Here is a 21,929-nt window from a genome sequence, read left to right on the forward strand (position 1 = left end):
CTACGATTCTGCCCTTCGGTAGCGAACGATGAGTACGCCCTTGGTCGTAGCGACGCTGCTGATCAGTTCGAACTCGGCCAACGGGGCCGGATGCTCGAACAACCGCGCGCCCGTGCCGAGCGTCAGCGGGTGAATCAGCAGCGTGTAGTCGTCGACCAGACCGGCCGCGTGCAGGCTGCGAACCAGCGCCGCACTGCCGTTGACGGCCAGGTCAGGCCCGTCGGTCTCTTTCAACGCGGACACGGTCTCAACGGCGTCACCGCGCAGCAGAGTCGAATTCTCCCAGGCGCCGGCATCGTCGAGCGTCCTCGAGACGACGTACTTGGTGGCCTTGTTCATCAACGCCGAGAACGGGTTGCCGTCGGTGGCGCGCCCCCAGACGTTCGCGAAGTCCTGCCAGGTGCGCCGCCCGAACAGCAGGTCACCGGCCTGAGCCATGCCCTTGCTCAGCTCCTGCCCCATGACGTCGTCGTTGAACCGCGGCCCCCAGCCGCCGTGCGTGAAGCCGCCCCGAGTGTCCTCGTCCGGGCGGCCCAGCCCCTGCACCACCCCGTCCAAGGTCATGAACATCGTCACGCTGATCTTCCGCATGCTTCCTCCCGAGCCGTTTGCCTTCTGTACGAACGGCCGACGCTCATTTCGACGCCGTCCCAGAATCAAAGTCAAAATCTTGATGTTGTATGCGAACGGCCGACGCTCATCTCGACGCCGTCCCAGAATCAAAGTCAAAATCTTGATGTCGTAGCGGGGTGGGGGGTTACAGACCGTCGCTCCCGCCGAGGGCCGCGGCGGGGTGAGCTGGCCGCTGGCGCGTCCAGAACGCTCACCCCACCACGGCGACGTGCGTAAATGGTTGCGCCCAGACCCGAAATCCCCTTCGCCCGGCCCAGCAATCCTGATATCCGCCCACGCCACATGCAGCGCGTAGGCCGTCCGCCCCGGCGCCTGCGCTTAATGTCTTTGCCCATCATCCGAGCGTCCCAACGCAGGTCCTGGCCTCTTAGTCGGCGACGGCTGCGGCGGCGTTGATCGAGGCGGACACGAGGCTTTAGGTGGCGGCTCGGCCGCATTTGGACGCGGCGGGGACGGCCGTTACATGTGGCCACTCCGGCCTCACCCGCAGTGGCCTGTCTGGTCGACCGCAGCACGCGCCGCGTGACGCAGCTGCATCCGGGCTGGCTCCGGTGCTGCCCGGCGGTCACGTCGAGGACGGGGAGACCGCCGAGCTGGGGCCGGGCTGCAGCCGGAATGCCGGACATGTCGCCGGCTGCTGTGGCGACGCGGCGGCAGCGTGGGAAACGGTCGCCGGCTCGGCGAGGTGGCGACGTTCTGTAGGCGTGGTCAGAGGTGGGAGTCGGTCGGCTTTCGGAGGACGTAGATGGCGGCTTCCAGGTCGCCGTCTGAGGTGTGCACGGTTGTCTCTACGCGGCGGTAGCCGGGGCCTTCGAACTCGTCCAGGCGGGGCCAGTGGGCGGCCAGGTCGGCCGACTCGAACACGTGGACCGGGACGGCCGCGGCCTCCGGGTCGAGTTCCAGGGCTGGATAGCCGAGTTCGGCGCCCCACCCCTCGTCGGCCAGGGTGCCGTGCACGTGCCCCTCGAACCAGCGCCCGGTCAGCCCGTCGAGCTGGTGATGGTTGGGGCGGCCCGGGGCCAGGGTTCCGTATGTCGCCAGACGCAGTTCGGCCATGGCCCCAGCAAACACGTGCCATGCCGTGGCGGAAAGCCGAGAGGCGGGAGTCGGGCTTTTGGGCGCAACCACTCACGCACGTCGCCGTGGTGGGGTGAGCGTTCTGGACGCGCCAGCGGCCAGCTCACCCCGCCGCGGCCCTCGGCGGGAGCGACGGTCTGTAACCCCCCACCCCGCTACGACATCGCCTTTGGTCTTCCGCTCTTGACCTTCACAATCCCGTCACCCCGCTACGACATCAAGCTTTTGACCCTGATGCTTTTGACCTTCACAGTCCTTCACCCCGCTACGACTCCACATCTTGACCTTGCTTCGGTCGTCGTCCTTGACGGTGGTGACGACTAGGAATCGCAACGGGACCGGCGATTTACATCCGTGACTGCTCCCAGGTCTGGCCGGGGGTGGGATACGGCGGCATGGACGGCGCCGGCTTGGTGAGGAAATAGGCGCGGGCCGAGCGGGGGACCGTCAGCGCGAGCAGCGCGGCCAGCGAGCAGGCGATGAGGGCGGCGCCGGCCAGGGGGAAGGCGCCGCCGACGGCGGTGATCAGGGTCATCAGGGCGCCGAACAGGAAGGCGAACGGCAGCAGGATGAGGGCGACGATCCAGGCCCACAGGCGGCCGCGGCGGGTCTGGTGGGCCAGGACCAGCGTGAACAGCGCGAAGATGAGCACTATCGCGTTGAGGACCAGGAAGATGCCGCGGGCGCCGGCGTCCCAGTCGTCCTGTTGCAGGTTCAGGATCACGCCGTAGGCGACGCGGCCTGTGCCGACCAGGCCGACGGCGGCCAGCAGGCTGGCGCCGATCTCGACTGACGTCGGCCGGGGCCTTTGTTCGTACGTCATTTTCTCGCTCCCCCGTGACATGGAAGGGGCCATCGTAGAGCCCCGCCGGCGGGACAGCGGACCCCATATCGGCGGTGTTACGCTCGCGGCCCTTCGCCCCGGCGGATGCCCGTGGGCGGGGTCATGGGGGAGCGAAACATGCACAGACGTCTGGGGAGAACTCTGTTCTCCCTGCTCGTGATCGCCGCGATCGGGCTGGCCCAGCCGGCCGTCGCGCAGGCCGCCGCCGATGTGGACACGGCGCCGCCGAGCGTCGAATCGGCCGAGTACTTCACCGACAAGTCGGCGCCGATCGAGACCCGGGGCTCGTTCCAGTTCGCGCCGGGCGAGGGTGTGACCGATGTTGTGTCCTATCTGTACAACTTCGACAACGGCGACGACACGACGCTCGAGGCGGCCGCGGACGGCACGGCCGTGTTGCCGTGGACGCCGACGCGTGAGGGGCGCTGGACGCTGACGGTGCGTTCGGTGACCCGGGCCGGCGTGGTGTCCGACCCGAACGTCCGCGGCTTCTCGATCCTGAGCCACAGCCCGGTCGTCACCATCTATCCGAGCGAGGACGCCGGCGTCGGCCGGCCCGTCCGGGTCGAGTTCCTGAGCGAGCTGGACGGGGTCACCGGCTTCGTCTACCGCTACGACGGCGGCCGGTGGAAGAGCGTCGACGAGGGCTACGTGAGCCTGGTCGACATCATCGCGAGCCGGGCCGGCAGCACCGAGCTGGTGGTGCGGGCCAAGCTTCCGAGCGGCAAGCTGTCGCCGGCCACCAGGCTCAGCATCTGGACGCCCGACTCGCCGCTGGTCGAACTGACCGGCCCGTACGGCTCGACGGCGATCGTCGGCGTGCCGATGACCGTGAAGGTCGCCCCGGCCGTCAAGCACGTCAAGCAATACCTGTACTGGGGTCTCGAGAGCCGCGAGGAAAAGCCGGTCAAGGCTCGCTACGACGGCACGGTGCGACTGCCGTGGACGCCGGCCGAGGAGGGCTACAACCAGGTCAGCTTCCGCAGCGTCACCTCCGGCGGCCAGGTCTCGGCGAGCCGCGTCCTCGACATGACCGTGCATCCGGCCGTCCCGATCGTGCAGTCCAGCTGGAACAACACGAAGCCGACGGGCGGGGTCGGTGTGCCCGGCCGGGTCCGCTTCTGGTCCACGATCCCGGCCGAGCACGTCAAGGGCTTCCGCTGGCACGTCGACGACGACCCGGAGCAGTTCACCGCCCGCTACCCGACCGGGCCCGACACGCAGACGCCCTACACCCCGACCCACGCGGGGCCGAACAAGCTGTCGGTCCAGATCGAGTTCTCCGACGGCCGGCTCGGCCCGGTGCAGGAGTACGCGTTCCTGGTGGCCTGAGGCGCTCAGTAGGCCGGGCGGGCCGCTTCGGCCCGTCCGGCCCGCAGCGACGGCAGCATCATGGCGATCGCGGCCGCCGTCACCACGATGGCGACCGTGACGCCGACCAGCACCCAGCCGGGGGCCCGGTCGTCGAAGAAGGCGCCGATTCCCAGCAGCGCGGACAGGGCCCGCGAGCCGACCAGGACGTAGGCGGCACGGCGGTTCCCCCGCCAGGCCGGGACGGCGGCGGCCAGGCTGATCAGGCCCAGCACGAATCCGACAATGATGACCCCGACCGGTGGGCGGTTGCCGCCGGCGGGAACCGAACTCACGATGTCGAGCAGGGCTAGCAGGGTCAGGATGACAAGGCCGGTGCGATACAAGGGAACCTCCCGATGACGGTGCTGACGTCGGGAAGGGGCCGCGCGCACCGGCCAGATACGCGTTACAGGTCGCGGCCCGGGCGATCCGAGACCGGCCACACGTACGGAAGATCGTCCGGGACGTGGGGGCCGAACAGCGGGCGGTAGGTCTCGGGGTCTTTGCGCAGCAACGCCGACTGGTGGCTGCGGTGCACATCCTCGTCGCCCAGCCACGGCGGCAGCTCGCCGAGCTTTTCCAAGGCTTCCTGCGTACGGACCTCAGGCCCCGCACCCCAGTCGGTGATCAGGGTCGCCGCGGTGGTGTCGGCCCGGCCGGTGGCCGTCCACACGGCAACCACGTCGAGCCCGTAGCGCACCAGCCCCTCCTCGTACCCGCGCCACATCTTCACTGCCGGGTGGTGCCGCCAGCCGTACCCGGGCGTCGTGAGCCCGCGGAGCACCTGGACGGTCTCGACCCGCTGCTTGCCGAGCCGCTTCTGGTCGAGCACCTTCGCCGAGGCCAGGAAGTCCGCGTACGGAAGAAAGGTCTGCACCGCCCCGACGCTACTGTTCCCGCGTGGCAACCGCTCTTCTCATCACCGGAACGGTGGGCTCCGGCAAGACGTCGGCCGCCGAGGCCGCCGGTGACCTGCTCACCGCGCGCGAGATCCCGAACGCGGTCATCGACGTCGACTGGCTGCGACGATGCTGGCCGTCACCGCCCGGCGACCGCTTCAACAGCGCCATCACCCTGCGCAACCTGCGTGCCGTCACGGCCAACTTCGTCGAGGCCGGCGCCGAGCGGATCGTGCTGGCCGGTGTGATCGAAAGCAGGAGCGAGAGGCGTGCGTACGAGGAAACGCTGGGCCTGCCGCTGTCGGTGTGGCGGCTGCGGGTGGCGATCCCGGCCGTCCACGAGCGGCTGGCCCGCCGGCACCGCGACGACCCGGCCGGGCTCGCCTGGCACCGGGAGCGCTCCGGGGAACTCGAGCGCATCCTGGCCGCGGCCGGGGTCGAGGACGCGCTGGTCGACGTGACGGACGAGACGATTCCGCAGGTGGCCGAGGCCGTGCTGCGTGGTTGGATGGGGTCGTGACGATTTCGGTGGCCGACGTGCCCGAGAAGGACCGCTTCGAGGCACGCGACGACGACGGGACGCTGGCCGGTGTGATCACCTACCAGGTCACCGGCAACGTCATCGCGTACACGCACACCAAGGTCGAACCGGCGTTCGAGGGCCACGGCGTGGGCGGCCTGCTGGCCCGCGCCGCCATGGAGGACGCGCAGGCCAAGCACCGCCTGGTCGTGCCGATCTGCCCGTTCCTGGCCTCGTGGCTCGACGAGCACCACGAGTACGAGAAGATCGTGGCCCGCACCCACCGCCGCGTGAAATAGCTCAGGAGAAAGGCGTGACCGGCCGGGGCTGCGGCTCGCCGTCGAGCTCGATGTCGACCCGCTCGTTGTAGAAGCAGAGCAGGTCACGGATCTTCGGGATCTCGGCGATCGGGTCGGGGTAGCTCCACGCCGCGTCGGCCAGCAGCGGGTGCGACCAGTAGCGGGCCACCCCCTTGTACGGGCAGCGCGACACCGTCTCGCCGGCGGTCAGCAGCTCGGTGCGCACGTCGGCGAACGGCAGGTAGTAGCGCGTCGGCAGGTGGGTCTCGAAGAGCAGCACCGGGCGCGTGCTGTTGGCCACCTCGACCCCGTCGATCAGCACCCGCACGCGGCGCGAGCTGTGCATCGTGTCGACGCGGTGGCGGGGTGAGCGGGCGTGGACGAAGACCTGCTCGTCCTCCTCGTACCAGTCGAGGGTTTCCCACGAGAACGTGACGTGACCCCGGAGCTGCTCGAACCGGTCGTCGGTCCAGGCCGCGTCGTCGGCCCGGCGGCCGCCCGCGACCACGGACCAGCGGCCCGGCGCGTGATCGGCGAGGACGCCGGGCCGGACATCGTCGTACGGAAGGAAGTAGGTCGGGAAACCGTGCTCGTTGATCTCGTCGAGCAGCAGGGCGCGCGTGCTGTCGGCGACGAGAGTGCGGCCCAGGCGCACCCGGATGCGGCGTGGCGTCGGCTCGATCGTCGTCTCGGGTGGCTTGAAGACAAACATGGTTCCGTCCTACACCGGCCCAGCGCCCTTTCCCACCCGGCACACAACTATGCGACAGAGCGGTCCGGCCCTCACAGCGGCGGGAGGAGTGCGGCGATCGCCGCCTGACCGGCCGCGTTGGGATGGTCGCCGTCGGGCGCGAGCAGGCCGGTGGGGTCGCGGCCGCCGTCGTCGCCGTGGAAGGCGGGCTCGGTGGGCACAAAGGTGGCGCCGGTGCGCGCGGCCGCGGTCCGCAGTGCCTGGTTGACGAGAGCGGTGGCGCGGGCGGCGTCGCGTAATCCCTGGGCGCCGTAGGCCGCGGCGCCGACCTGGCCGTCCTGGACCACGTTCCAGTAACCGAGCACAACCACGGGAACCCGGTGCAGCTGCCGGATCGAGGTCACGGTGGCTGCCACGTCGTCCTCGACTCCGTCGGCCACCGCGCCGTAGCGCGACGGCTGCGAGAAGACGTCGGCCATGTCGTTGGCCCCGATCATGATGATCACCTCGGCCGCCGACGACAGATCGGCCCGCATGCCGCCCAGTCCGGCCCGCACGTCGGCCGCCGTGGCGCCGCTCTCGGCGAGATCGACATCGGTGGCGTGCTGAGTCCGGGCGTACAGGGCGGGGAACGGCTCACACCCGCACGCCGCGCCGGCCGCCACCGAGTCGCCCAGCGTGACCACCGTCCGCGGCGCCGGCGCCTCCCCGTTTCGCCCGCTCGCGCAACCGCTCAGGGCGAGCACGGCCACCGTCAACGCGACCGCCGAGAACCTGATCCGGCTGCCCCGGCCGGTGTGCGTGGCCGTCATGGGAGCGGCCCGGCCAGGTGGGCGGCGAGCCAGTCGAAGGCCGGCGGCTCCATCTGCCGCCAGACCGCACTGCTGTGGCCGCCCCGGGCCACCACCGCGGTGGTCAGGGCGAGCGGCCGGTGGATCTCGGCGGCCATCCGGCGGGAGTCGGCGGCCGACTGCCGGTCGTCGCCGGACCAGCCGAGCCACAGCGCGAGGGGCGGCTGCGGAAGGTGGCGCAGCCGCCAGCCCGGATTGTTGGTGGTGTTCTGCGAACCGTCGCCGACGTCGATACCGGGCTCGGCATAGCCGGAGAGGCTGGCGGCGGCCGCGTACCGGTCGGGGTGGCGCAGCGCCAGATTGATCGCGCAGAACGCGCCGGCCGAGTAGCCGGTGAGGCCCCAGCCCGCCCGGTCGGCGCGGACGCGGTAGTGAGCGCGGACGTAGGCGGGCACGTCGACGGTCAGGAAGGTCTCGGTCTGCGGGCCGTCGTGCAGGTTGGTGCACTCCGTGTCGAGCAGGCGCTCGGGCGTCTGGTACGGGAACAGTACGACCGTCGGCGCCATCCGCCCGGCCGCGATCTCCCGGTCGAGAGTGGACTGGACGTTCAGCTTGCGCAGCCAGGTCACGGGAGTGCCCGGGTAGCCGTGCAGGGCCTCGATCACCGGGAAGTGTCCTGTTCCGCCGCGGTACGCAGCCGGCAGATAGACGTACATCGGCAGGGAGAGATGGCTGGCCGGCCCGCGGACCGTGACGCTCAGCATCCGGCTGCCGGCGCCGTCAGCGACCGGCGTGGCGGCCACCGTCTCGGTCGGATAGGCCTCGGTCAGCCGGTTGACCTGCACGAGCATGGCTGCGGCGACGCTGAGCACCGAGAGCGCGACGAGGGCCGAGCGACCGATGACGCGCGACCGGTCCCAGCTCGCCGCGAGCAGGACGGCCGTGGCCAGCACGCCGGCCAGCGACAGCACCGCGCTCACGACGGCGCTCCGCTCGCCGGCAGGCGCAGAGGGGCTGCGAGGGCGGGCGGCAGCGCATCGACCGGCTGGTTGAGCACGGCGAAGCCCGCCGGCGCACCCGCCACGAACCCGGCGGCGACCGGGCTGCGGCCCAGCACGTCCCAGCCCGAGGCCGCCACCCGAAGGTCGCGTTCCAGCTCGCCGGGCAGGCTGAGCAGGGCGGCCGCGGTGGTGCCCGGACCGGGAGACACGGTGACGGCCACGAATCCCGGCCGGCTCTGATCGCCCTGCGCGCCGGTGACCTTCGTTCCTGAAAAGGCCAGGACAACGGGGAACGTCACGCCGGGGCGGTCTCGATAGTCGCGGGGGAGCGTCACCGTGGGCGGGGCGGCGAGATGCCACGCGGCGAGATCGGGCGGACGCCAGGTGAAGGTTCCGGACCGCACCCGGACGTCGAGGGAGCCGGCCCGCGCGCGTTCGGCCACCGCGACCGTGCCGGTGTCGCCGCGGAGAGCCGACCAGGACGGATAGAAGTCCTCGTGCCGGTTGACGATCAGGCCCACGGTGGCCACCAGCAGCGATTCGGTCAGCAGCACGCCGGTCGCGCGGGTGAGCGGGCGCAGCCGTCTTCCGCGTGGCCACAGCACGACGGTCAGCGTGGCCGCCGCGGCGGCGGCAGCGGCCACCAGGGCGATGAGGGGCAGCCCGGTGAGCGTCACGTCGTCGCCCGCTCGCGGGCGGCCCGCCGCAGCGGGCGCTCGGGCAGGAACGCCTCGGCGGTCAGCGCGGCGACGGCTATGCGGGGCAGGTCGCGAGCCGTCGGGAAGCAGAGGTAACGCGGCGTCCAGGTGGGCAGATACTTGGCGTTCGACCGGTAGAGCGACTCGATCTGCCACAGCCGCGAGGCGACAGTCAGCATCCGGCGCCACAGGCGCAGCACCGGGCCGGCGCCCAGTTCGTCGGCGCGGGCGAAGACCGACCGCAGCACCGCGAAGTTCAGCGACACGCGACGTATCCCCAGTTCTGGGGTCTGTTCGAGAACGGACACCACCATCAGCTCGGTCAATCCGTTGGCGGCCGTCCGGTCGCCGCGCATCAGGTCGAGGGACAACCCGTCGGCACCCCACGGCACGAGCTGCAGCAGCCCGCGCAGCCGGCCCTCGGCGTCGTGGCCGAGAACCAGCAGGCAGTCGGCGTCGCGCGGATCGCCGAGCCGGGACAACGCCATCGAGAAGCCCCGCTCGACCGGCCCGTCGCGGAACTGGTCGGCCGCCCGCACCACCTTCTCGAGCTCGGCCGGCGACAGGTCGCGCTGGCGGGCCACCCGGCATTCGTAGCCGGCCCGCCGCACGCGGCTGACCGCCTGGCGCACGCCCCGCATCGGCCGCCCGTCGAGCGAGAAGGCGCTGGTGTCGACGACCGCCTCGTCGCCCAGTTCGACGACGTCCAGACCCGCTTTCCGGTACGCCTGACCGGCGGCGTTGCCGCAGCCGAGCACAGCCGGAGTCCATCCGTGACGGTCGGCGTCGGCCAGCCACGCGCCGATCGCCCCGGGCCAGGCCGACGCGGGGCCGATCGGGTCGCCGGCGGCCAGGCTGACCCCGTTGACCACGCGATACGCGACCACCGCGGACACGTCGGGCGCCCACATCAGAGCCTTGTCGGCCCGGGAGGCGAAATACCCGAGGGAGTCCTGACCGCCGTACCGCCGCAGCAGCTCGTCGAGACGGGCCTCGGCCTCCTCCCCGCGTTGCGGCGGACGCGAGCCGGGCCGCAACAACAGCAGGAGCGCCGTTCCGATCGCGAGCAGACCACAGGCGCCCGTCGTGTACGCCACCAGCTCGGCGCCGAAGTGACGCTGGAAGGCGAGCGGGCCGTCGATCCCGATCAGGCCGAGTGCCGCCTCCTCGGCCCAGTCGGCGACCCCGGGCGTGCCGACCAGGTGGTTGGCCCGCACGGCGATCTCGACAAAGCCCAGCAGGAAGCCCGCCGCGGCGAACCCGGCCAGCGCCCAGAGCGCCCGCCAGCGGGTACGCGGATCGGCCACCGTGGTGAAGCGGTCCTGCGTGGCCAGCAGCATGACCAGCACCACCCCGGCCACGGCGGCGGCGCCGTAGTCGAGCCCCTTCACCAGATGCAGCAGGATGGACGCGGCGGCCAGCACGACGGCCACCCGCCACGCCTGGCGCTTGCCCCGGCGCAGCCCGGCCCCCAGATAGATCAGCAGCAGGCCGGCCACGACGGTGGCCGCGCGGGCGGTCAGCACCCCCGCGGCCGGAACGAATTCCATGACCGTGAAGAGCCGTCCGTGCCGCGGCGGCGAGATGCCGGTGACGATGTCGAGCAGGCCCACCACCTGCACTATGCGGGCGATGGCGCGCCTGGAGAGCGGGGGCCGCTCCAACCGGGGCTGGGTCATAGCGCCAGCTTCTATGCGCCGGCTGTGAATTCGCTGGCGGGAAACCTGTGTGCTAGCTCAATGCCCGCTGACCTGCGGGTTTCAGGGATGTGTCGCGGGACACCACCTAGGCGCAACCGACGCACGTGGCGGCGAACGGGCGGATTTCCAGGCGCTCGGGGGCGATCTCGCGCCCGCAGGCTTCGCAGCGGCCGTAGGCGCCGGCGTCCAGGCGGGCCAGGGCCTCCTCGACGGCTGTTAGCTGGGCCCGGGCGGCGGCGAGAACGGCCATCAGCTGCGCCCGTTCGTAGCCGATGGTGGCGCCCTCGGGGTCGTGCTCGTCGTCGGCGTTGTCGGTGCGCGAGGCCTCGAACAGGGCGCGCAGGTCGGCGTCGAGCGCGGCGATCTCGGCCTCGGCCTCGCCGCGCAGGCGCTCCAGCGACGTACGGTGACCGGTCATGGTTCCACGGTAACCAGGCGATCGATGAAAGCGGTGAGGGCCTGGTCGGGGGTCACGCCGGCGTCGATCGAGGTGGTCAGCATGTCGAGCAGCAGACCGTCCAGCGCGTAGTGCAGCAGGGCGATCTCGAGGGCGCCGCCGGGCAGACCGGTGGTGGCGTGGAAGGCGACGTCGTCGCGATAGCCGCCGCGCAGGGTCGCGCCCAGGATCTCGGCCAGGCCGGGGCGGCGGGCCGCCTCGAGGCGCAGCTCGATCAGGGCCCGGGTCAGTTCGGGGTGAGCCGTCGTGCGCTCGAGGATGTAGCGCAGATAGTCGACGAACAGCTCGCGGCCGGGTGGGCGGGCCGACAGCCTCTCGACCACGGCCGGGTCGGGCGCGAACCGTTCGAAGATGCGCTCGCCGAGCGCGCCGAGCAGGGCGTCGCGGGAGCGGAAGTAGTTGGACGCCGTGCCGGTGGGCACGCCCGCCTCGGCGTCGACCGCGCGGTGGGTGAGCCCGCGGGCGCCCGACTCGGCGAGCACGCGCAGGCCCGCGTCGGCCAGCAGGTTCCGGCGTTCCGGGTTCTTGACCACGGCTCCAGACTAGCTCAACCACTACAAGTGTTGTAGTTTGGCCGCATGCGAAAACTCATCTACTACGTGGCCTCCACCGTCGACGGGTTCATCGCCGCGCCGGACGGCGACTTCGCGTTCTTCGGCCTGCACCCCGACCTGATGGCCCACATCACCGAGCACTATCCCGAGACGCTGCCGGGCGCGGCCCCCTCCGACGACCGGATCTTCGACACCGTCCTGATGGGCCGCGGGACGTACGAGCCGGCCTTGAAAGCGGGAATCACCAGCCCGTACGCCCATCTCGAGCAGTTCGTCTTCTCGAGCACACTCGACCCCGCGATCGACCCGGCCGTCACCGTGGTCTCCGAAGAGGCGCTGCCCTTCGTGCGCAAGCTGAAGGAGCGCCCGGGCAAGGACATCTGGCTGTGCGGGGGCGGCGCGTTCGCCGGCGCCGTGCGGTCCGAGATCGACGAGTACGTCATCAAGCTGAACCCGGTGCTGGCCGGCAACGGCATCCCGCTGACGGCCGGCCCGTTCGACCCGGCCCACCTGACCTTGATCGACGCCACGCCGGTCGGGGCCAGTGGAGTGGTGGTGCTGCGGTACCGCGGGAACAATGCAGCGGTATGAGCCAACCGCGCACGACCATGATCAAGCGGGTCGGTGACCAGACCAAGCCCGGGAACTGGGACGAGGCCTCGGTGGCGCCGGCCGGCTGGGACGACGTCCGGCGCCGGCTGCGGGAGGGGCCGGGCCCGTGCTGGCTGAGCGCGGGGTCCGGCTCCGGTCCGCACGTCCGCCCGGTGTTCGCCGCCTGGACCGGTGATTCCTTTGTGGTCGCCAGCAACCCCGGTGCCCGCAAAACCGCCGTGCTGCGAACTTCTCCCGTTTGTTCGGTGGCCATCGACCTGAAAGAGATGCACCTGGTCGTCGAGGGCCGGGCGAACCGGTTGACCGCCGAGCCCGACCTTCGCCGCTCGGTGGCCGCGTTCGACGAGGTGTTCAGCTGGCCCACCGAGGTCGACGGCGACCTGCTCACCTCGTCCTACGCGGCCCCGAGCAGCGGCGGGCCGTCGTTCGAGGTGTACGAGATCCGGCCGGTCAAGGCGTACGCGTTCCCGACGTCGGACCAGTTCGAGCCGACGCGCTTCAACTGGAAGTGACGTCCCGGACGAACACGACGCCGTCGATGGATGGCAAGTTTGCCGGGTCGAGCGGGGCGTAGCCGTACCAGGGGGACTGGCGGGCGACCAGGGCGGTCTGCTCCGGGAGCCCGTACAGGTGGCCCTCCAGTGTGTCCGGTGGCGGGGCGCCGACGCCGTGCTCGTGGATCGTGCCGACGGCGGTGGCCAGGAAGGCGTACTGCGGGCCGAGTTTGGCGCTGACCAGGGCGCCGGTGCCCCACCAGGACAGGTGCTGGTCGCCCATTTGCATGGTGCTCCGGTCGCGCTGCAGGTGGGAGTTGTGCGCGTAGACCAGTGTGGGGCCGCGGTCGGCCAGGGCCAGCAGGTTGGCCGCCATCATCGCGTCGCGCTGGGCGGTCAGCCGCTGCAGACGGGCGGGCGAGGGGTCGGCCATCCAGTGGTGGTAGCGCAGCAGGCCCACGGCGGTGCGGGCGTAGAGGAGGGCGCGCTCGTCCGGGTGGGGCTGCGTCTCCAGCTCGGCGGCCAGGTCGTCGGCCAGCAGGCGCAGCTCTTTGGCTTCGGGTGAGCGGCCGATCGACTGCGACGGGTCCATCATGGCGGCCGGGTTGGTCCAGCGGTCGTCGTCGATCTGCGGCACGGCGTCGCCGGCCAGCGCGGTGAGCGCCTGACGCGGGCTGGCCGCGGCGCTGATCTCGAGCGGGCCGTCGAAACCGGCGAAGCGGACCTGGCCGTCGTGCGGCCGGCCTTCGTTGTGCGCGCGCATCCACCGTACGAGATCGCAATTGCCTTGGAAGTGGCCCCACTCGTGGCTGAAACCGTTGCGTACCACCTCGTCGAGGTCGCCCTCGCCCGTCGTGACGTAGTCATCGACGGTGAGCCCCTTGAGGCAGTCGCTCTCGAGGGCGATCGTGCGGTAGCCCTCCCGCTCGACGAGGCGCCGGAAGAGCCGGTTGCGCAGATCGAGCAGGTTGTTGTCGCCGTGGGTGGGCTCGCCCAGCCCGAGCAGACGGGGCCGGCCCGCGAACATCTTCATCACGTCCATGCCCCTGAACAGTATCGTTGAACTTTCGGTTGAGACTTTCCACGAGTACTGGCAGGACCATGCGCGAAAAGCTTCGACCGGTCGACCTGGCCCGGGCGCACAACCTGTCGACCCAGGCGGTCCGGAACTACGAAGAGGCCGGCATCCTCCCGCCGGCTGCGCGCACGGCGTACGGCTACCGCACCTACGCCCCGCGACACGCGCAGGCATTGGCCGCGTTCCTGGCCCTGGTGCCTGGCCACGGCCACCGAACCGCCGTCCAGATCATGCAGGCGGTCAACCGAGACGCCATCGACCAGGCGCTGCAGCTCATCGACGAAAGCCACGCCCAGCTGCGGGAAGACCGCGACACCCTGCGAGCAGTGGAAGCGGCCCTCCGCGACCTCGCACCCGTCCCTCCCCGGCGAGGCGACACTTTCGTCGGCGCCTTGGCCGCCCGGCTCGGCCTCCGCCCAGCCACCCTCCGCAAGTGGGAACGGGCCGGCCTGCTGACCCCGAGCCGCGACCCGCAAACCGGCTACCGCATCTACACCGCCACTGACGCCCGCGACGCCCAGATGATCCACCAGCTCCGCCGAGGCGGCTACCGCCTCGACCAGATCGCCCCGCTCCTGACCCAACTCCACACCGCGGGCGGCCTCGACTCCCTCGAGTCAACCCTCCACGCCTGGCACACCCGACTGACTTCCCGAGGCCGAGCCCTGCTCACGGGCGCCGCCGCCCTCGACGCCTACCTCCAGAAGGACGCGCGATGAGTGATCAGTTCGACCTGACCGATCGTCACCGGCCAGGCTCGATCTGGGAGCCGGTGACCTTCCCGTCCTCCACCTCACAACTGAACTGGCGGAAACCGGCGTCCTTCGTGGCGAACCGGCCCGACACCGTAAGCACCTTGTCTCCGTCGACCTGGAACGACGACTCCTGCCACAGCTTCCGCCACGTCGTCGGTTCCACCGCGTCGACCTCGGTTTTGCAGAGGTCAACCGCTGCGTCCTGTCGTTCCTCGAGGGAATCGGGCCACAGCTTGATCACCGCCACGAAACCAACGACCACCAGGGCGACGAACGCCCAGAACAGACAGCCGCGTCGGGTGCTCGGCTGATGCGGGGCAGGCTCGCTCACGAGTGACATCCGACCATGGCGGGCGCGCTCAGTGGATGCGAAACGGCGGCCACGCCGGCTGGGAGCCGGGCATGACCGCCGTTTCTCAACTTGTGCTCGCGTTGTGCCCTAATCAGACGTTGTAGTACATCTCGAACTCGTGGGGGGTCGGGCGGAGGCGGACCGGGTCGATCTCGTTGGTTCGCTTCCAGTCGATCCAGGTGCTGATCAGGTCGTCGGTGAAGACGCCGCCTGCGGTCAGGAACTCGTGGTCGGCCTCGAGGCTGTTGAGGACCGCGTCCAGCGAGCCGGGCACCTGCTTGACGCTGCCCCACTCCTCCGGCGGCAGGTCGTACAGGTCCTTGTCGATCGGGGCCGGGGGCTCGATCTTGTTCTTGATGCCGTCCAGGCCGGCCATCATCTGGGCCGAGAACGCCAGGTAGGGGTTGCTCGACGGGTCGGGCACGCGGAACTCGACGCGCTTGGCCTTCGGGTTGCTGCCGGTGACCGGGATGCGGGTGCAGGCGGAGCGGTTGCGCTGCGAGTAGACCAGGTTGACCGGGGCCTCGTAGCCGGGGACCAGGCGCCGGTACGAGTTAACGGTCGGGTTGGTGAAGGCCAGCAGGCTGGGCGCGTGGTGCAGCAGGCCGCCGATGTACCAGCGGGCCGTGTCGGACAGGCCCGCGTAGCCGGTCTCGTCGTAGAACAGCGGCTCGCCGTTCAGCCACAGGCTCTGGTGGGTGTGCATGCCCGAGCCGTTGTCGCCGAACAGGGGCTTCGGCATGAACGTGGCGGTCTTGCCGTGCTCCCAGGCGGTGTTCTTGATGATGTACTTGAACATCTGCATCTGGTCGCCGGCGTGCAGCAGCGTCGAGAACTTGTAGTTGATCTCGGCCTGGCCCGCGGTGCCGACCTCGTGGTGCGAGCGCTCGACGGTGAAGCCGACGTCGATCAGGCGGCGCACCATGGCGTCGCGCAGGTCGCTGTAGTGGTCGAGCGGCGCGACGGGGAAGTAGCCACCCTTGTACGCGGTCTTGTAGCCCTTGTTGCCGCCCTCTTCCTCCTTGCCGGAGTTCCAGGCGCCCTCGACCGAGTCGATGTAGTAGAAGGCCTCGTTGGCGCTGGTGGAGTGGCGGATCGAGTCGAAGATGTAGAACTCGGCCTCGGCGCCGAAGTAGGCCGTGTCGGCGATGCCGCTGGAGGCCAGGTAGGTCTCGGCCTTCTTGGCCACGTTCCGCGGGTCACGCGAGTAGGCCTCGCGGGTGAACGGGTCGTGGATGAAGAAGTTGAGCGCCAGCGTCTTCTGGATGCGGAACGGGTCGACGAACGCCGTGGTGACGTCCGGCAGCAGCATCATGTCGGACTCGTGGATGGCCTGGAACCCGCGGATCGAGGATCCGTCGAAGGCGAGGCCGTCGGTCACCACGCTGTCGTCGAACGACTCGACCGGCATGTTGAAGTGCTGCATCACACCGGGCAGGTCACAGAACCGTACGTCGACGAACTTGACGTCCTCGTCCTTGAGGTATCGCAGCAATTCCTCGGGGTTGGCGAACAACACGTCCTCCTGGTACAGGATTTCGATACCGGGGCGGCGTTCTTCCGCCGCATGGCTGGGCTGGTCGCGACGCTATGGGGCGGGAGTTGCCCCGGCGTATCCCTATTGTTTCCGTCATGTTACGGAGTCGGTCGGGCTCCGCCGGCGTTCCGGGGCGGCCCCAGCGAGGCTACCGCGAAAACCGGCGCGGTTACGCTGGTTGCATGGTTTCGGCAGGCAAGACCCCGTCCGGTACGCGGGGTGCGCTCGACTTGTCCGGCGTCACGACCGCCTCGTTCGGCCGGCGGCTGGGCGCCCTGATGATCGACTGGGCGCTGGCCACGGTCGTGGCCGCCCTCATCGTCGACGACCTGCGCACCAATCCGTGGCCTCAGCTGGGCATCTTCGTGCTGGCGCACGCGTTCTTCGTCGGCCTGTTCGGACAGACGGTGGGCATGGCGCTGGCCCGCATCCGCTGCGTCTCCATCGTGGACGGCGGGGCCATCGGCCTGCCCCGGGCCATCGTCCGGGCGCTGCTGCTGGCCATCGTGATCCCCGCCGTGATCAACGACGCCGACGGCCGTGGACTGCATGATCGGGCGGCTCGCTCGGTCATGGTGCAGCGCTCTTAAAGATCAACTGCGTTCCCGGGTACGGCGGTCAGGCGCAGCCTGAGGCGGTCGTCCGTGGCCGAGGCGTGAGCGTGGCCTGGATGGTGACGCCCGTCCGAGCCGTTCCGAGTGATCTGTGCACGCCGAGGCTGTGCGCCAGGGCTGTGAACTCCCGCCTCGGTGCGCCGGTTGTGACTCGTACGTTGAAAAGAAGTTGACGTTGAATCAGCGGGGGCGCTGCTGGCGCATGCCCTTGCTGGGGCGCATGTTCTTGGGGATGGCGCCCTTGGGCATCTGCGGGCGGGCCATGAGGGCGCCGAGGCGCTTGTCGAGCGAGTTGACGTCCTTGCCGGTGAGGTTGCGCGGCAGCCGCATCATCGTCGAGCGCAGCTTCTTGACCGGCAGCTGGCCCTCGTCGGAGCCGATCACGTAGTCGTAGAGCGGCGCGTTGCCGATGACCTTGGACAGGCGGCGCTTCTCCTGCCCGAGCAGGCCGCGGACGCGCTGGGGGTTGCCCTCGGCCAGCAGGATCACGCCGGGACGGCCGATCACCACGTGCACCATGTCGAACTGAGTCGTCGAGGCGGCCGCGGGGCGGACCCGCCAGTCACCGCGCATGTTCTCGATCAGCGAGGCGGCGGCGCCGGGCTGACCCTCGGCCGCGTTCATCATGGCCGCGTTGGAGCGCAGGTTGAGCACGATCACGGCGGCCAGCAGGGTGACCATGATGCCGATCGGCAGGTAGATCCAGCCGAACAGGATCACCAGCACGACGGTCAGGGCGAGCGGGATCAGCACGGCCGCCAGAAGCAGCGGGACGAACCACTTGTCCTGCTTCGCGGTGAACGAGAACACCTGACCGATCTGCTTCAGGCGCGTGCCGAACGACACCTTCTCCTGCTCTTTTGCCATAACTCGAAAGTGTAGTGGGGCGGGTCCTTACTTATGCACCGGTGGTCCTCCCCAGCGGTAAGGGGGCTCGGGAGGCCAATATGAGGCAGGTTCCCCATGCCCCGGGGGTGCCTTCCGGCGAAGAGTTCTCGGCAGACGAACCCCGACGGAAAGGCACCGAGATGTTCCCCTACAACGACCCCCGGACCATGCTCGACCTGCACCACCAGCGGGCCGGCGAGCTGCACCGGAAGGCCGCCGCCGTCCGCCACGCGCGGGAGGCCGCCGCCGGCGACGGCCGCCGCCGCTTCGGCCGATGGCCCCGCCGGCGAGAGGAGCAACGAGCCCGCGCCGCCGTGGCCGCATGACGGCGGTGGCGTTCGGGGGGCATTTCGCGGCGGAAAATCTGTCGCACCCCCATGGCATGCTCGAACTCATGACGGCGCAGGCCCACAGCGAGGTGCTCGTCGGCCGCGAGGCCGACCTCGCGGTGCTGCGCGACGCGCTGAAACGGGCCCGCCACGCCGAGCCGTCGACCGTTCTGGTCGGCGGCGAGGCTGGGGTCGGCAAGACCCGCCTGGTCGAGGAATTCTGCCGCGGCCTGGCCGGCGAGCCGGTGCGCGTGCTGGCCGGCCAGTGCCTCGAGCTGGGCGAAGAGGGTCTGCCGTTCGCCCCCTTCGCGGGTGCCCTGCGCCAGCTGGTGCGGGCCGAGGGCGTGGCCGCGCTCCAGGGTCACGAGCGTGAGCTGGCCCTCCTGCTGCCCGAGCTGGGCCCGCCGCCCGCGGGTGAGGGCCGTCGCGGGCTGCTCTTCGAGGCCGTGGCCGCGCTGTTCGAGGGCCGCCCGCTGGTGCTGGTGATCGAAGACCTGCACTGGGCCGACCGGTCGACCCGCGATCTCATCGCCTTCCTGGTGCGGGCGGCCCGCCTGCCCCAGCTGCTGCTGATCACCACCTACCGCACCGACGAGCTGCACCGCGGTCACCCCCTGCGGCCGTTCCTGGCCGAGCTCGACCGGGTGCGCGGCGTGCTCCGCCTCGAGCTCGACCGGCTCGACCGCGAGGGCACGGCCCAGCTGCTCACCCACCTGCTCGGCGCCGAGCCCGAGGCCCGCGTGGTCGACTCGGTCAACGAGCGGGCCCAGGGCAACCCGTTCTTCATCGAGCAGTTCGCCGGCGCCGCCTTCGACGAGATCCCGGCCAGCCTGCGTGACCTGCTGCTGTCCCGGGTCGACCAGCTGCCCGAGCCGGCCCAGCAGGTGCTTCGGGTGGCCGCCGTGGGCGGCACCCGCTTCGGCCACGAGCTGCTGGCCCGCGTGGCCGGCCTGGACGACGTGGCTCTCGAATCGGCACTGCGGGCCATCGTGGCTGCTCAGCTCGTCGTGGTGGTCGACGCCGACGGGGGTTACGAGTTCCGCCACGCCCTGGTGCGTGAGGCCGTGCACGACGACCTGCTGCCCGGCGAGCATGCCCGGCTGCACGCCCGCTACGCTCGCGCCGTCGAGGCCGAGCCTCATCTGGTCGCCATGGGCCGGGCCGCCGCCGAGGTGGCGCACCACTGGCACGCCGCCCACGACCATCCGCGTGCGCTGATCACCGCCAAGATCGCCGCCGACGAGGCCAAACGGCGTTTCGCGTACGGGGAACAGGCCAGCCTTCTCGACCGGGTGCTCCACCTGTGGGAGGACGTGCCCGACGCCGAGTCCCTGCTCGGCCTCGACCACCTCGACCTGCTCGAAGAGTCGGCCCTGGCCGCGATCGACTCGGGCGAGCACATGCGCGCGCTCAGCCTCACCCGGGCCGCGCTGGGCGACCTCGACGCCGAGGCCGAGCCGCTGCGGGCCGGCCGGTTGCTGGTGCGCCGGGCCAAACTGCTGCGTACGGCGGGCAAGTCCGACGGCCGGGCCGAGTGCGACGAGGCGTTCCGCCTGCTCAGCCTGGCCCCACGCGGCTCCGACCGGGTGCGCCTGCTGGCCGACGTGGCCCACCAGCTGGCCGGGATCGACCCCGAACGCGCGGCCGAGGTGGCCGGCGTCGCGCTGGCCGACGCCGCCGAGCAGGGCGACCTGGCCGCGCTGGTGACGGCCGAGGTGGCGTTCGGCTCCACCTGTTCCGGCCGTGTGCCGGCCACCGAGCTGCTGCCGGTCATGCAAGAGGCGGTGGAACACGCCCGCGCCGCCGGCGACCTGCCCGCACTCACCCGCGGCCTGATCAACGTCTCCGACTCCCTGTTCGAGCTGGGCCGCTACGAGGAATCGGCCGCGGCCGCCGTCGACGGCCTGGCCCACGCCGACAAGGTCGGCGTCAGCCGCACCAGCGGCGTCTTCCTGCTGGCCAACCACGCCGAGGCGCTGATCGCCCTGGGCCGCTGGGACGAGGCCGACGCCCGCCTGGCCGAGGCGGCCCGCCTCGACCCGCCCGAGACCCTGGCCCTGCCCTGGCTGCGCCTGCGCGCCCGCCTCCGCCTGGCCCGCGGCCGCGAGGGGGCGGACGCGCTGGTCGCGCGCTCGGTCGCCTTCCTGCGCCGCCCGTACCTGAGCAACGAGGGCCGCCTGGCCACCCTCGACCTGCGCCTGCTGGCCGCCCTGCACGACCCCGACCCGGCCGTCGCCGCCGAGGCCGCCCACGCCACCTTGGCCGAGCCCTCGCTCACGGTGCTGCCCCGCTACTGCTGGTCCATCCTGTCGCACGCGGCCCGCGCCGCCGCCCGCTCCGCCGACCCGGCCCTGTCCTCTGCCGTGGCCGAGGCCGCCGCCCGCGTCCCGGTGCGCTACCCGGCCCAGGCCGCCTTCGCCGCCGAGGTTCACGCTCTGCTACGCGGCGGCGAGCCCCGCTGGCAAAAGGCCGTAACCGCCTGGCGCGCCGACGGCCACCGCTACGAGCTGGCCCGGGCTTTGCTCGACCTGGCCGAGGCGCAGGCCGCCGCCCGAACCGCCCACCGCTCAGATGCCGCTTCCCGCTCCGACGCTGCGTCGCATTCTGGGGCCGTCTCTCGTTCCGAGGCTGCGTCGCCTTATGAGGCCGCATCCCGGTCCGGCGCTGGGTCACGCTCCGACGCCGCTTTCCGTTCCGAAGCTTCGTCTCGGTCTGACGCTGCTCCCCGCGATGCTGCTGCTTCCCGCGATGCTGCCACCTTCCCTTCCGCCGCCGCTGCCCGCGACCTCAGCTCTCGTGACGCCGGCTCGGGCGGGGTGGCGATCTCTGACGGAGCCGGCGACGGGTTCGCAGGGCATTCCGATCCGGCCGAGTCGATCGCCGAAGCCCTCGCGCTGGCGTCGGCACTGGGTGCGACACCGCTGGTCGAAGCGGCCGACACCCTGTCCCGCCGCCTGGGCATCCGCCCGTCGACCCCCACCGCCGAGCGCGACGACCTGCTGACGTCCCGTGAACGCGAGGTTCTGCGCCTGGTAGCCGAGGGCCACACCAACAGCCGGATAGCCGCCGACCTCTACATCTCACCCAAGACCGCGAGCGTCCACGTCTCCCGCATCATCGCCAAGCTCGAGGTGACCAACCGGGGCGAGGCCGCCGCCGTCGCCCGCCGCCTGGGCCTACTCGACGACTGAACCCGCGCTTTCCGCCGAGGCCTCGCACCCTCGCGCCGGGCCGGGTGCGCTTGCCTCGTGCGGAGCTGGCCGCGCTTCTCTCGTGGGGCCGGATGCTCCTCCTGGCGTGGGGCCGGGCGCGCTTCCTCGCGTGGGCTGGGCATTCCTTCCGGCGTGGAGCCGGGCGCGCTTCCTTGCGCGGGGGCGGCCGCTCTTCCCTCACGTGGGGTTGGGCGCTCTTCCGTCGGGCTGAGCTGGCCGTTCCTCCTCGCGTGGGGCTGGGTGGTCCTCTTGGCGTGGGACCGGGTGCACTTCTCTCGCGTGTGGCTGGGGCCTTTCCTTCGCGTTGAGTCGGGCGCTCTTCCTCGTGTGGGGCGGCGCTCTTCCCTCACGTGGGGTTGGGCGCTTTTCCTTCGCGTTGAGTCGGCCGTTCGTCCTCGCGTGGGGCTGGGCGCTTCTCTTGGCGTGGGGCCGGGTGCATTTCTCTCGCGTGTGGCTGGGCGCTTTTCCTTCGCATTGAGCCGGGCGTTCGTCCTCGCGTGAGGCTCGGCGTTCCTCGTGGCGTGGGGTTGGGCGCGCTTCC

25 protein-coding genes are annotated in these 21,929 nt (G+C 71.0%); 9 read left to right on the top strand and 16 right to left on the bottom strand.

Features of this window, described 5'->3' with window-relative positions:
• The 3 genes from OWR29_RS28985 to OWR29_RS28995 form a co-directional block, all read right to left on the bottom strand.
• Nucleotides 1–591, bottom strand: coding sequence for a dihydrofolate reductase family protein (locus OWR29_RS28985; protein ID WP_267566432.1), 591 nt, complete (start codon nucleotides 589–591; stop codon nucleotides 1–3).
• 750 nt (nucleotides 592–1,341) lie between these two features.
• The gene (locus OWR29_RS28990) at nucleotides 1,342–1,689 is read right to left on the bottom strand and encodes a gamma-glutamylcyclotransferase family protein (RefSeq protein WP_267566433.1); all 348 of its coding nucleotides are present in this window, start codon (nucleotides 1,687–1,689) and stop codon (nucleotides 1,342–1,344) included.
• 367 nt (nucleotides 1,690–2,056) lie between these two features.
• Nucleotides 2,057–2,533, bottom strand: coding sequence for a hypothetical protein (locus OWR29_RS28995; protein WP_267566434.1), 477 nt, complete (start codon nucleotides 2,531–2,533; stop codon nucleotides 2,057–2,059).
• 138 nt (nucleotides 2,534–2,671) lie between these two features.
• Between OWR29_RS28995 and OWR29_RS29000 the strand changes: the two genes are divergently transcribed.
• On the top strand, nucleotides 2,672–3,886 hold the full coding sequence (locus OWR29_RS29000) for a hypothetical protein (protein ID WP_267566435.1): 1,215 nt from the start codon (nucleotides 2,672–2,674) through the stop codon (nucleotides 3,884–3,886).
• Nucleotides 3,887–3,891: 5 nt separating this feature from the next.
• On the opposite strand, the gene OWR29_RS29005 is transcribed toward OWR29_RS29000, so the two are convergent.
• Nucleotides 3,892–4,251 carry a hypothetical protein gene (locus tag OWR29_RS29005; RefSeq protein ID WP_267566436.1) on the bottom strand — a complete coding sequence of 120 codons (360 nt, stop codon included), beginning with the start codon at nucleotides 4,249–4,251 and terminating at the stop codon, nucleotides 3,892–3,894.
• 62 nt (nucleotides 4,252–4,313) lie between these two features.
• Nucleotides 4,314–4,784, bottom strand: coding sequence for an MSMEG_6728 family protein (locus OWR29_RS29010; protein ID WP_267566437.1), 471 nt, complete (start codon nucleotides 4,782–4,784; stop codon nucleotides 4,314–4,316).
• 23 nt (nucleotides 4,785–4,807) lie between these two features.
• Here OWR29_RS29010 and OWR29_RS29015 point away from each other — a divergent pair, with 23 nt between their 5' ends.
• A complete protein-coding gene (locus tag OWR29_RS29015; RefSeq protein WP_267566438.1) occupies nucleotides 4,808–5,326 on the top strand; it encodes a hypothetical protein in 519 nt (172 codons plus the stop codon).
• Nucleotides 5,323–5,625 (top strand): GNAT family N-acetyltransferase, encoded by a 303-nt coding sequence (locus OWR29_RS29020; protein ID WP_267566439.1) that lies wholly within the window; start codon nucleotides 5,323–5,325, stop codon nucleotides 5,623–5,625. Before OWR29_RS29015 ends, OWR29_RS29020 begins: the two co-directional genes overlap by 4 nt.
• Nucleotide 5,626: 1 nt before the next feature.
• Here the strand turns inward: OWR29_RS29020 and OWR29_RS29025 are convergent, their stop codons facing one another.
• The 7 genes from OWR29_RS29025 to OWR29_RS29055 form a co-directional block, all read right to left on the bottom strand.
• The gene (locus tag OWR29_RS29025) at nucleotides 5,627–6,337 is read right to left on the bottom strand and encodes a DUF427 domain-containing protein (RefSeq protein WP_267566440.1); all 711 of its coding nucleotides are present in this window, start codon (nucleotides 6,335–6,337) and stop codon (nucleotides 5,627–5,629) included.
• A gap of 71 nt (nucleotides 6,338–6,408) precedes the next feature.
• On the bottom strand, nucleotides 6,409–7,128 hold the full coding sequence (locus tag OWR29_RS29030) for an SGNH/GDSL hydrolase family protein (protein ID WP_267566441.1): 720 nt from the start codon (nucleotides 7,126–7,128) through the stop codon (nucleotides 6,409–6,411).
• Entirely contained in the window at nucleotides 7,125–8,087 is a 963-nt protein-coding gene (locus OWR29_RS29035) for an alpha/beta hydrolase (RefSeq protein ID WP_267566442.1), read from the bottom strand. Before OWR29_RS29035 ends, OWR29_RS29030 begins: the two co-directional genes overlap by 4 nt.
• Entirely contained in the window at nucleotides 8,084–8,785 is a 702-nt protein-coding gene (locus OWR29_RS29040; protein WP_267566443.1) for a hypothetical protein, read from the bottom strand. The genes OWR29_RS29035 and OWR29_RS29040 overlap by 4 nt, the downstream gene beginning before the upstream one ends.
• Complete coding sequence (locus OWR29_RS29045) at nucleotides 8,782–10,485, bottom strand: phosphatidylglycerol lysyltransferase domain-containing protein (protein WP_267566444.1); 1,704 nt, start codon at nucleotides 10,483–10,485, stop codon at nucleotides 8,782–8,784. The genes OWR29_RS29040 and OWR29_RS29045 overlap by 4 nt, the downstream gene beginning before the upstream one ends.
• Before the next feature lie 106 nt (nucleotides 10,486–10,591).
• A complete protein-coding gene (locus OWR29_RS29050) occupies nucleotides 10,592–10,924 on the bottom strand; it encodes a TraR/DksA family transcriptional regulator (protein ID WP_267566445.1) in 333 nt (110 codons plus the stop codon).
• Complete coding sequence (locus tag OWR29_RS29055) at nucleotides 10,921–11,496, bottom strand: TetR/AcrR family transcriptional regulator (RefSeq protein WP_267566446.1); 576 nt, start codon at nucleotides 11,494–11,496, stop codon at nucleotides 10,921–10,923. The genes OWR29_RS29050 and OWR29_RS29055 overlap by 4 nt, the downstream gene beginning before the upstream one ends.
• Before the next feature lie 45 nt (nucleotides 11,497–11,541).
• On the opposite strand from OWR29_RS29055, the gene OWR29_RS29060 reads away from it, so the two are divergent.
• Both OWR29_RS29060 and OWR29_RS29065 read left to right on the top strand, forming a co-directional pair.
• Nucleotides 11,542–12,108 (top strand): dihydrofolate reductase family protein, encoded by a 567-nt coding sequence (locus OWR29_RS29060; RefSeq protein ID WP_267566447.1) that lies wholly within the window; start codon nucleotides 11,542–11,544, stop codon nucleotides 12,106–12,108.
• On the top strand, nucleotides 12,105–12,641 hold the full coding sequence (locus tag OWR29_RS29065) for a pyridoxamine 5'-phosphate oxidase family protein (RefSeq protein WP_267566448.1): 537 nt from the start codon (nucleotides 12,105–12,107) through the stop codon (nucleotides 12,639–12,641). Before OWR29_RS29060 ends, OWR29_RS29065 begins: the two co-directional genes overlap by 4 nt.
• Here OWR29_RS29065 and OWR29_RS29070 read toward each other — a convergent pair.
• Nucleotides 12,628–13,665: an erythromycin esterase family protein gene (locus OWR29_RS29070; protein WP_267566449.1), complete on the bottom strand. Its 1,038-nt coding sequence runs from the start codon at nucleotides 13,663–13,665 to the stop codon at nucleotides 12,628–12,630. The genes OWR29_RS29065 and OWR29_RS29070 overlap by 14 nt on opposite strands.
• Nucleotides 13,666–13,724: 59 nt before the next feature.
• On the opposite strand from OWR29_RS29070, the gene OWR29_RS29075 reads away from it, so the two are divergent.
• Nucleotides 13,725–14,420 carry a TioE family transcriptional regulator gene (locus OWR29_RS29075; RefSeq protein WP_267566450.1) on the top strand — a complete coding sequence of 232 codons (696 nt, stop codon included), beginning with the start codon at nucleotides 13,725–13,727 and terminating at the stop codon, nucleotides 14,418–14,420.
• A gap of 25 nt (nucleotides 14,421–14,445) precedes the next feature.
• Here OWR29_RS29075 and OWR29_RS29080 read toward each other — a convergent pair whose 3' ends face one another.
• Both OWR29_RS29080 and glnA read right to left on the bottom strand, forming a co-directional pair.
• Nucleotides 14,446–14,787 carry a hypothetical protein gene (locus OWR29_RS29080; protein WP_267566451.1) on the bottom strand — a complete coding sequence of 114 codons (342 nt, stop codon included), beginning with the start codon at nucleotides 14,785–14,787 and terminating at the stop codon, nucleotides 14,446–14,448.
• Between the two features lie 112 nt (nucleotides 14,788–14,899).
• A complete protein-coding gene (gene glnA, locus OWR29_RS29085; RefSeq protein WP_267566500.1) occupies nucleotides 14,900–16,324 on the bottom strand; it encodes a type I glutamate--ammonia ligase in 1,425 nt (474 codons plus the stop codon).
• Nucleotides 16,325–16,527: 203 nt separating this feature from the next.
• Between glnA and OWR29_RS29090 the strand changes: the two genes are divergently transcribed.
• Nucleotides 16,528–16,935, top strand: a complete 408-nt coding sequence (locus OWR29_RS29090; protein ID WP_267566452.1) for an RDD family protein — start codon at nucleotides 16,528–16,530, stop codon at nucleotides 16,933–16,935.
• A 204-nt stretch (nucleotides 16,936–17,139) separates the two neighbouring features.
• Here OWR29_RS29090 and OWR29_RS29095 read toward each other — a convergent pair whose 3' ends face one another.
• Nucleotides 17,140–17,826, bottom strand: coding sequence for a DUF4191 domain-containing protein (locus OWR29_RS29095; RefSeq protein ID WP_267566453.1), 687 nt, complete (start codon nucleotides 17,824–17,826; stop codon nucleotides 17,140–17,142).
• An 80-nt stretch (nucleotides 17,827–17,906) separates the two neighbouring features.
• Between OWR29_RS29095 and OWR29_RS29100 the strand changes: the two genes are divergently transcribed.
• Both OWR29_RS29100 and OWR29_RS29105 read left to right on the top strand, forming a co-directional pair.
• A complete protein-coding gene (locus tag OWR29_RS29100; RefSeq protein ID WP_267566454.1) occupies nucleotides 17,907–18,173 on the top strand; it encodes a hypothetical protein in 267 nt (88 codons plus the stop codon).
• A gap of 68 nt (nucleotides 18,174–18,241) precedes the next feature.
• Entirely contained in the window at nucleotides 18,242–21,367 is a 3,126-nt protein-coding gene (locus tag OWR29_RS29105; RefSeq protein WP_267566455.1) for a helix-turn-helix transcriptional regulator, read from the top strand.
• Nucleotides 21,368–21,929: the final 562 nt, after the last annotated feature.

Origin of the sequence: Paractinoplanes pyxinae (assembly GCF_026626335.1) — a bacterium.
Lineage (GTDB): Bacteria > Actinomycetota > Actinomycetes > Mycobacteriales > Micromonosporaceae > Actinoplanes > Actinoplanes pyxinae.

What these genes read in the sequence shown, in the direction of transcription:
- OWR29_RS28985 (WP_267566432.1), bottom strand. Translation starts at nt 591, where the DNA reads ATGCGGAAGATCAGCGTGACGATGTTCATGACCTTGGACGGGGTGGTG.
- OWR29_RS28990 (WP_267566433.1), bottom strand. Translation starts at nt 1,689, where the DNA reads ATGGCCGAACTGCGTCTGGCGACATACGGAACCCTGGCCCCGGGCCGC.
- OWR29_RS28995 (WP_267566434.1), bottom strand. Translation starts at nt 2,533, where the DNA reads ATGACGTACGAACAAAGGCCCCGGCCGACGTCAGTCGAGATCGGCGCC.
- OWR29_RS29000 (WP_267566435.1), top strand. Translation starts at nt 2,672, where the DNA reads ATGCACAGACGTCTGGGGAGAACTCTGTTCTCCCTGCTCGTGATCGCC.
- OWR29_RS29025 (WP_267566440.1), bottom strand. Translation starts at nt 6,337, where the DNA reads ATGTTTGTCTTCAAGCCACCCGAGACGACGATCGAGCCGACGCCACGC.
- OWR29_RS29030 (WP_267566441.1), bottom strand. Translation starts at nt 7,128, where the DNA reads ATGACGGCCACGCACACCGGCCGGGGCAGCCGGATCAGGTTCTCGGCG.
- OWR29_RS29045 (WP_267566444.1), bottom strand. Translation starts at nt 10,485, where the DNA reads ATGACCCAGCCCCGGTTGGAGCGGCCCCCGCTCTCCAGGCGCGCCATC.
- OWR29_RS29050 (WP_267566445.1), bottom strand. Translation starts at nt 10,924, where the DNA reads ATGACCGGTCACCGTACGTCGCTGGAGCGCCTGCGCGGCGAGGCCGAG.
- OWR29_RS29060 (WP_267566447.1), top strand. Translation starts at nt 11,542, where the DNA reads ATGCGAAAACTCATCTACTACGTGGCCTCCACCGTCGACGGGTTCATC.
- OWR29_RS29065 (WP_267566448.1), top strand. Translation starts at nt 12,105, where the DNA reads ATGAGCCAACCGCGCACGACCATGATCAAGCGGGTCGGTGACCAGACC.
- OWR29_RS29070 (WP_267566449.1), bottom strand. Translation starts at nt 13,665, where the DNA reads ATGGACGTGATGAAGATGTTCGCGGGCCGGCCCCGTCTGCTCGGGCTG.
- OWR29_RS29075 (WP_267566450.1), top strand. Translation starts at nt 13,725, where the DNA reads ATGCGCGAAAAGCTTCGACCGGTCGACCTGGCCCGGGCGCACAACCTG.
- OWR29_RS29090 (WP_267566452.1), top strand. Translation starts at nt 16,528, where the DNA reads ATGGTTTCGGCAGGCAAGACCCCGTCCGGTACGCGGGGTGCGCTCGAC.
- OWR29_RS29095 (WP_267566453.1), bottom strand. Translation starts at nt 17,826, where the DNA reads ATGGCAAAAGAGCAGGAGAAGGTGTCGTTCGGCACGCGCCTGAAGCAG.
- OWR29_RS29100 (WP_267566454.1), top strand. Translation starts at nt 17,907, where the DNA reads ATGAGGCAGGTTCCCCATGCCCCGGGGGTGCCTTCCGGCGAAGAGTTC.
- OWR29_RS29105 (WP_267566455.1), top strand. Translation starts at nt 18,242, where the DNA reads ATGACGGCGCAGGCCCACAGCGAGGTGCTCGTCGGCCGCGAGGCCGAC.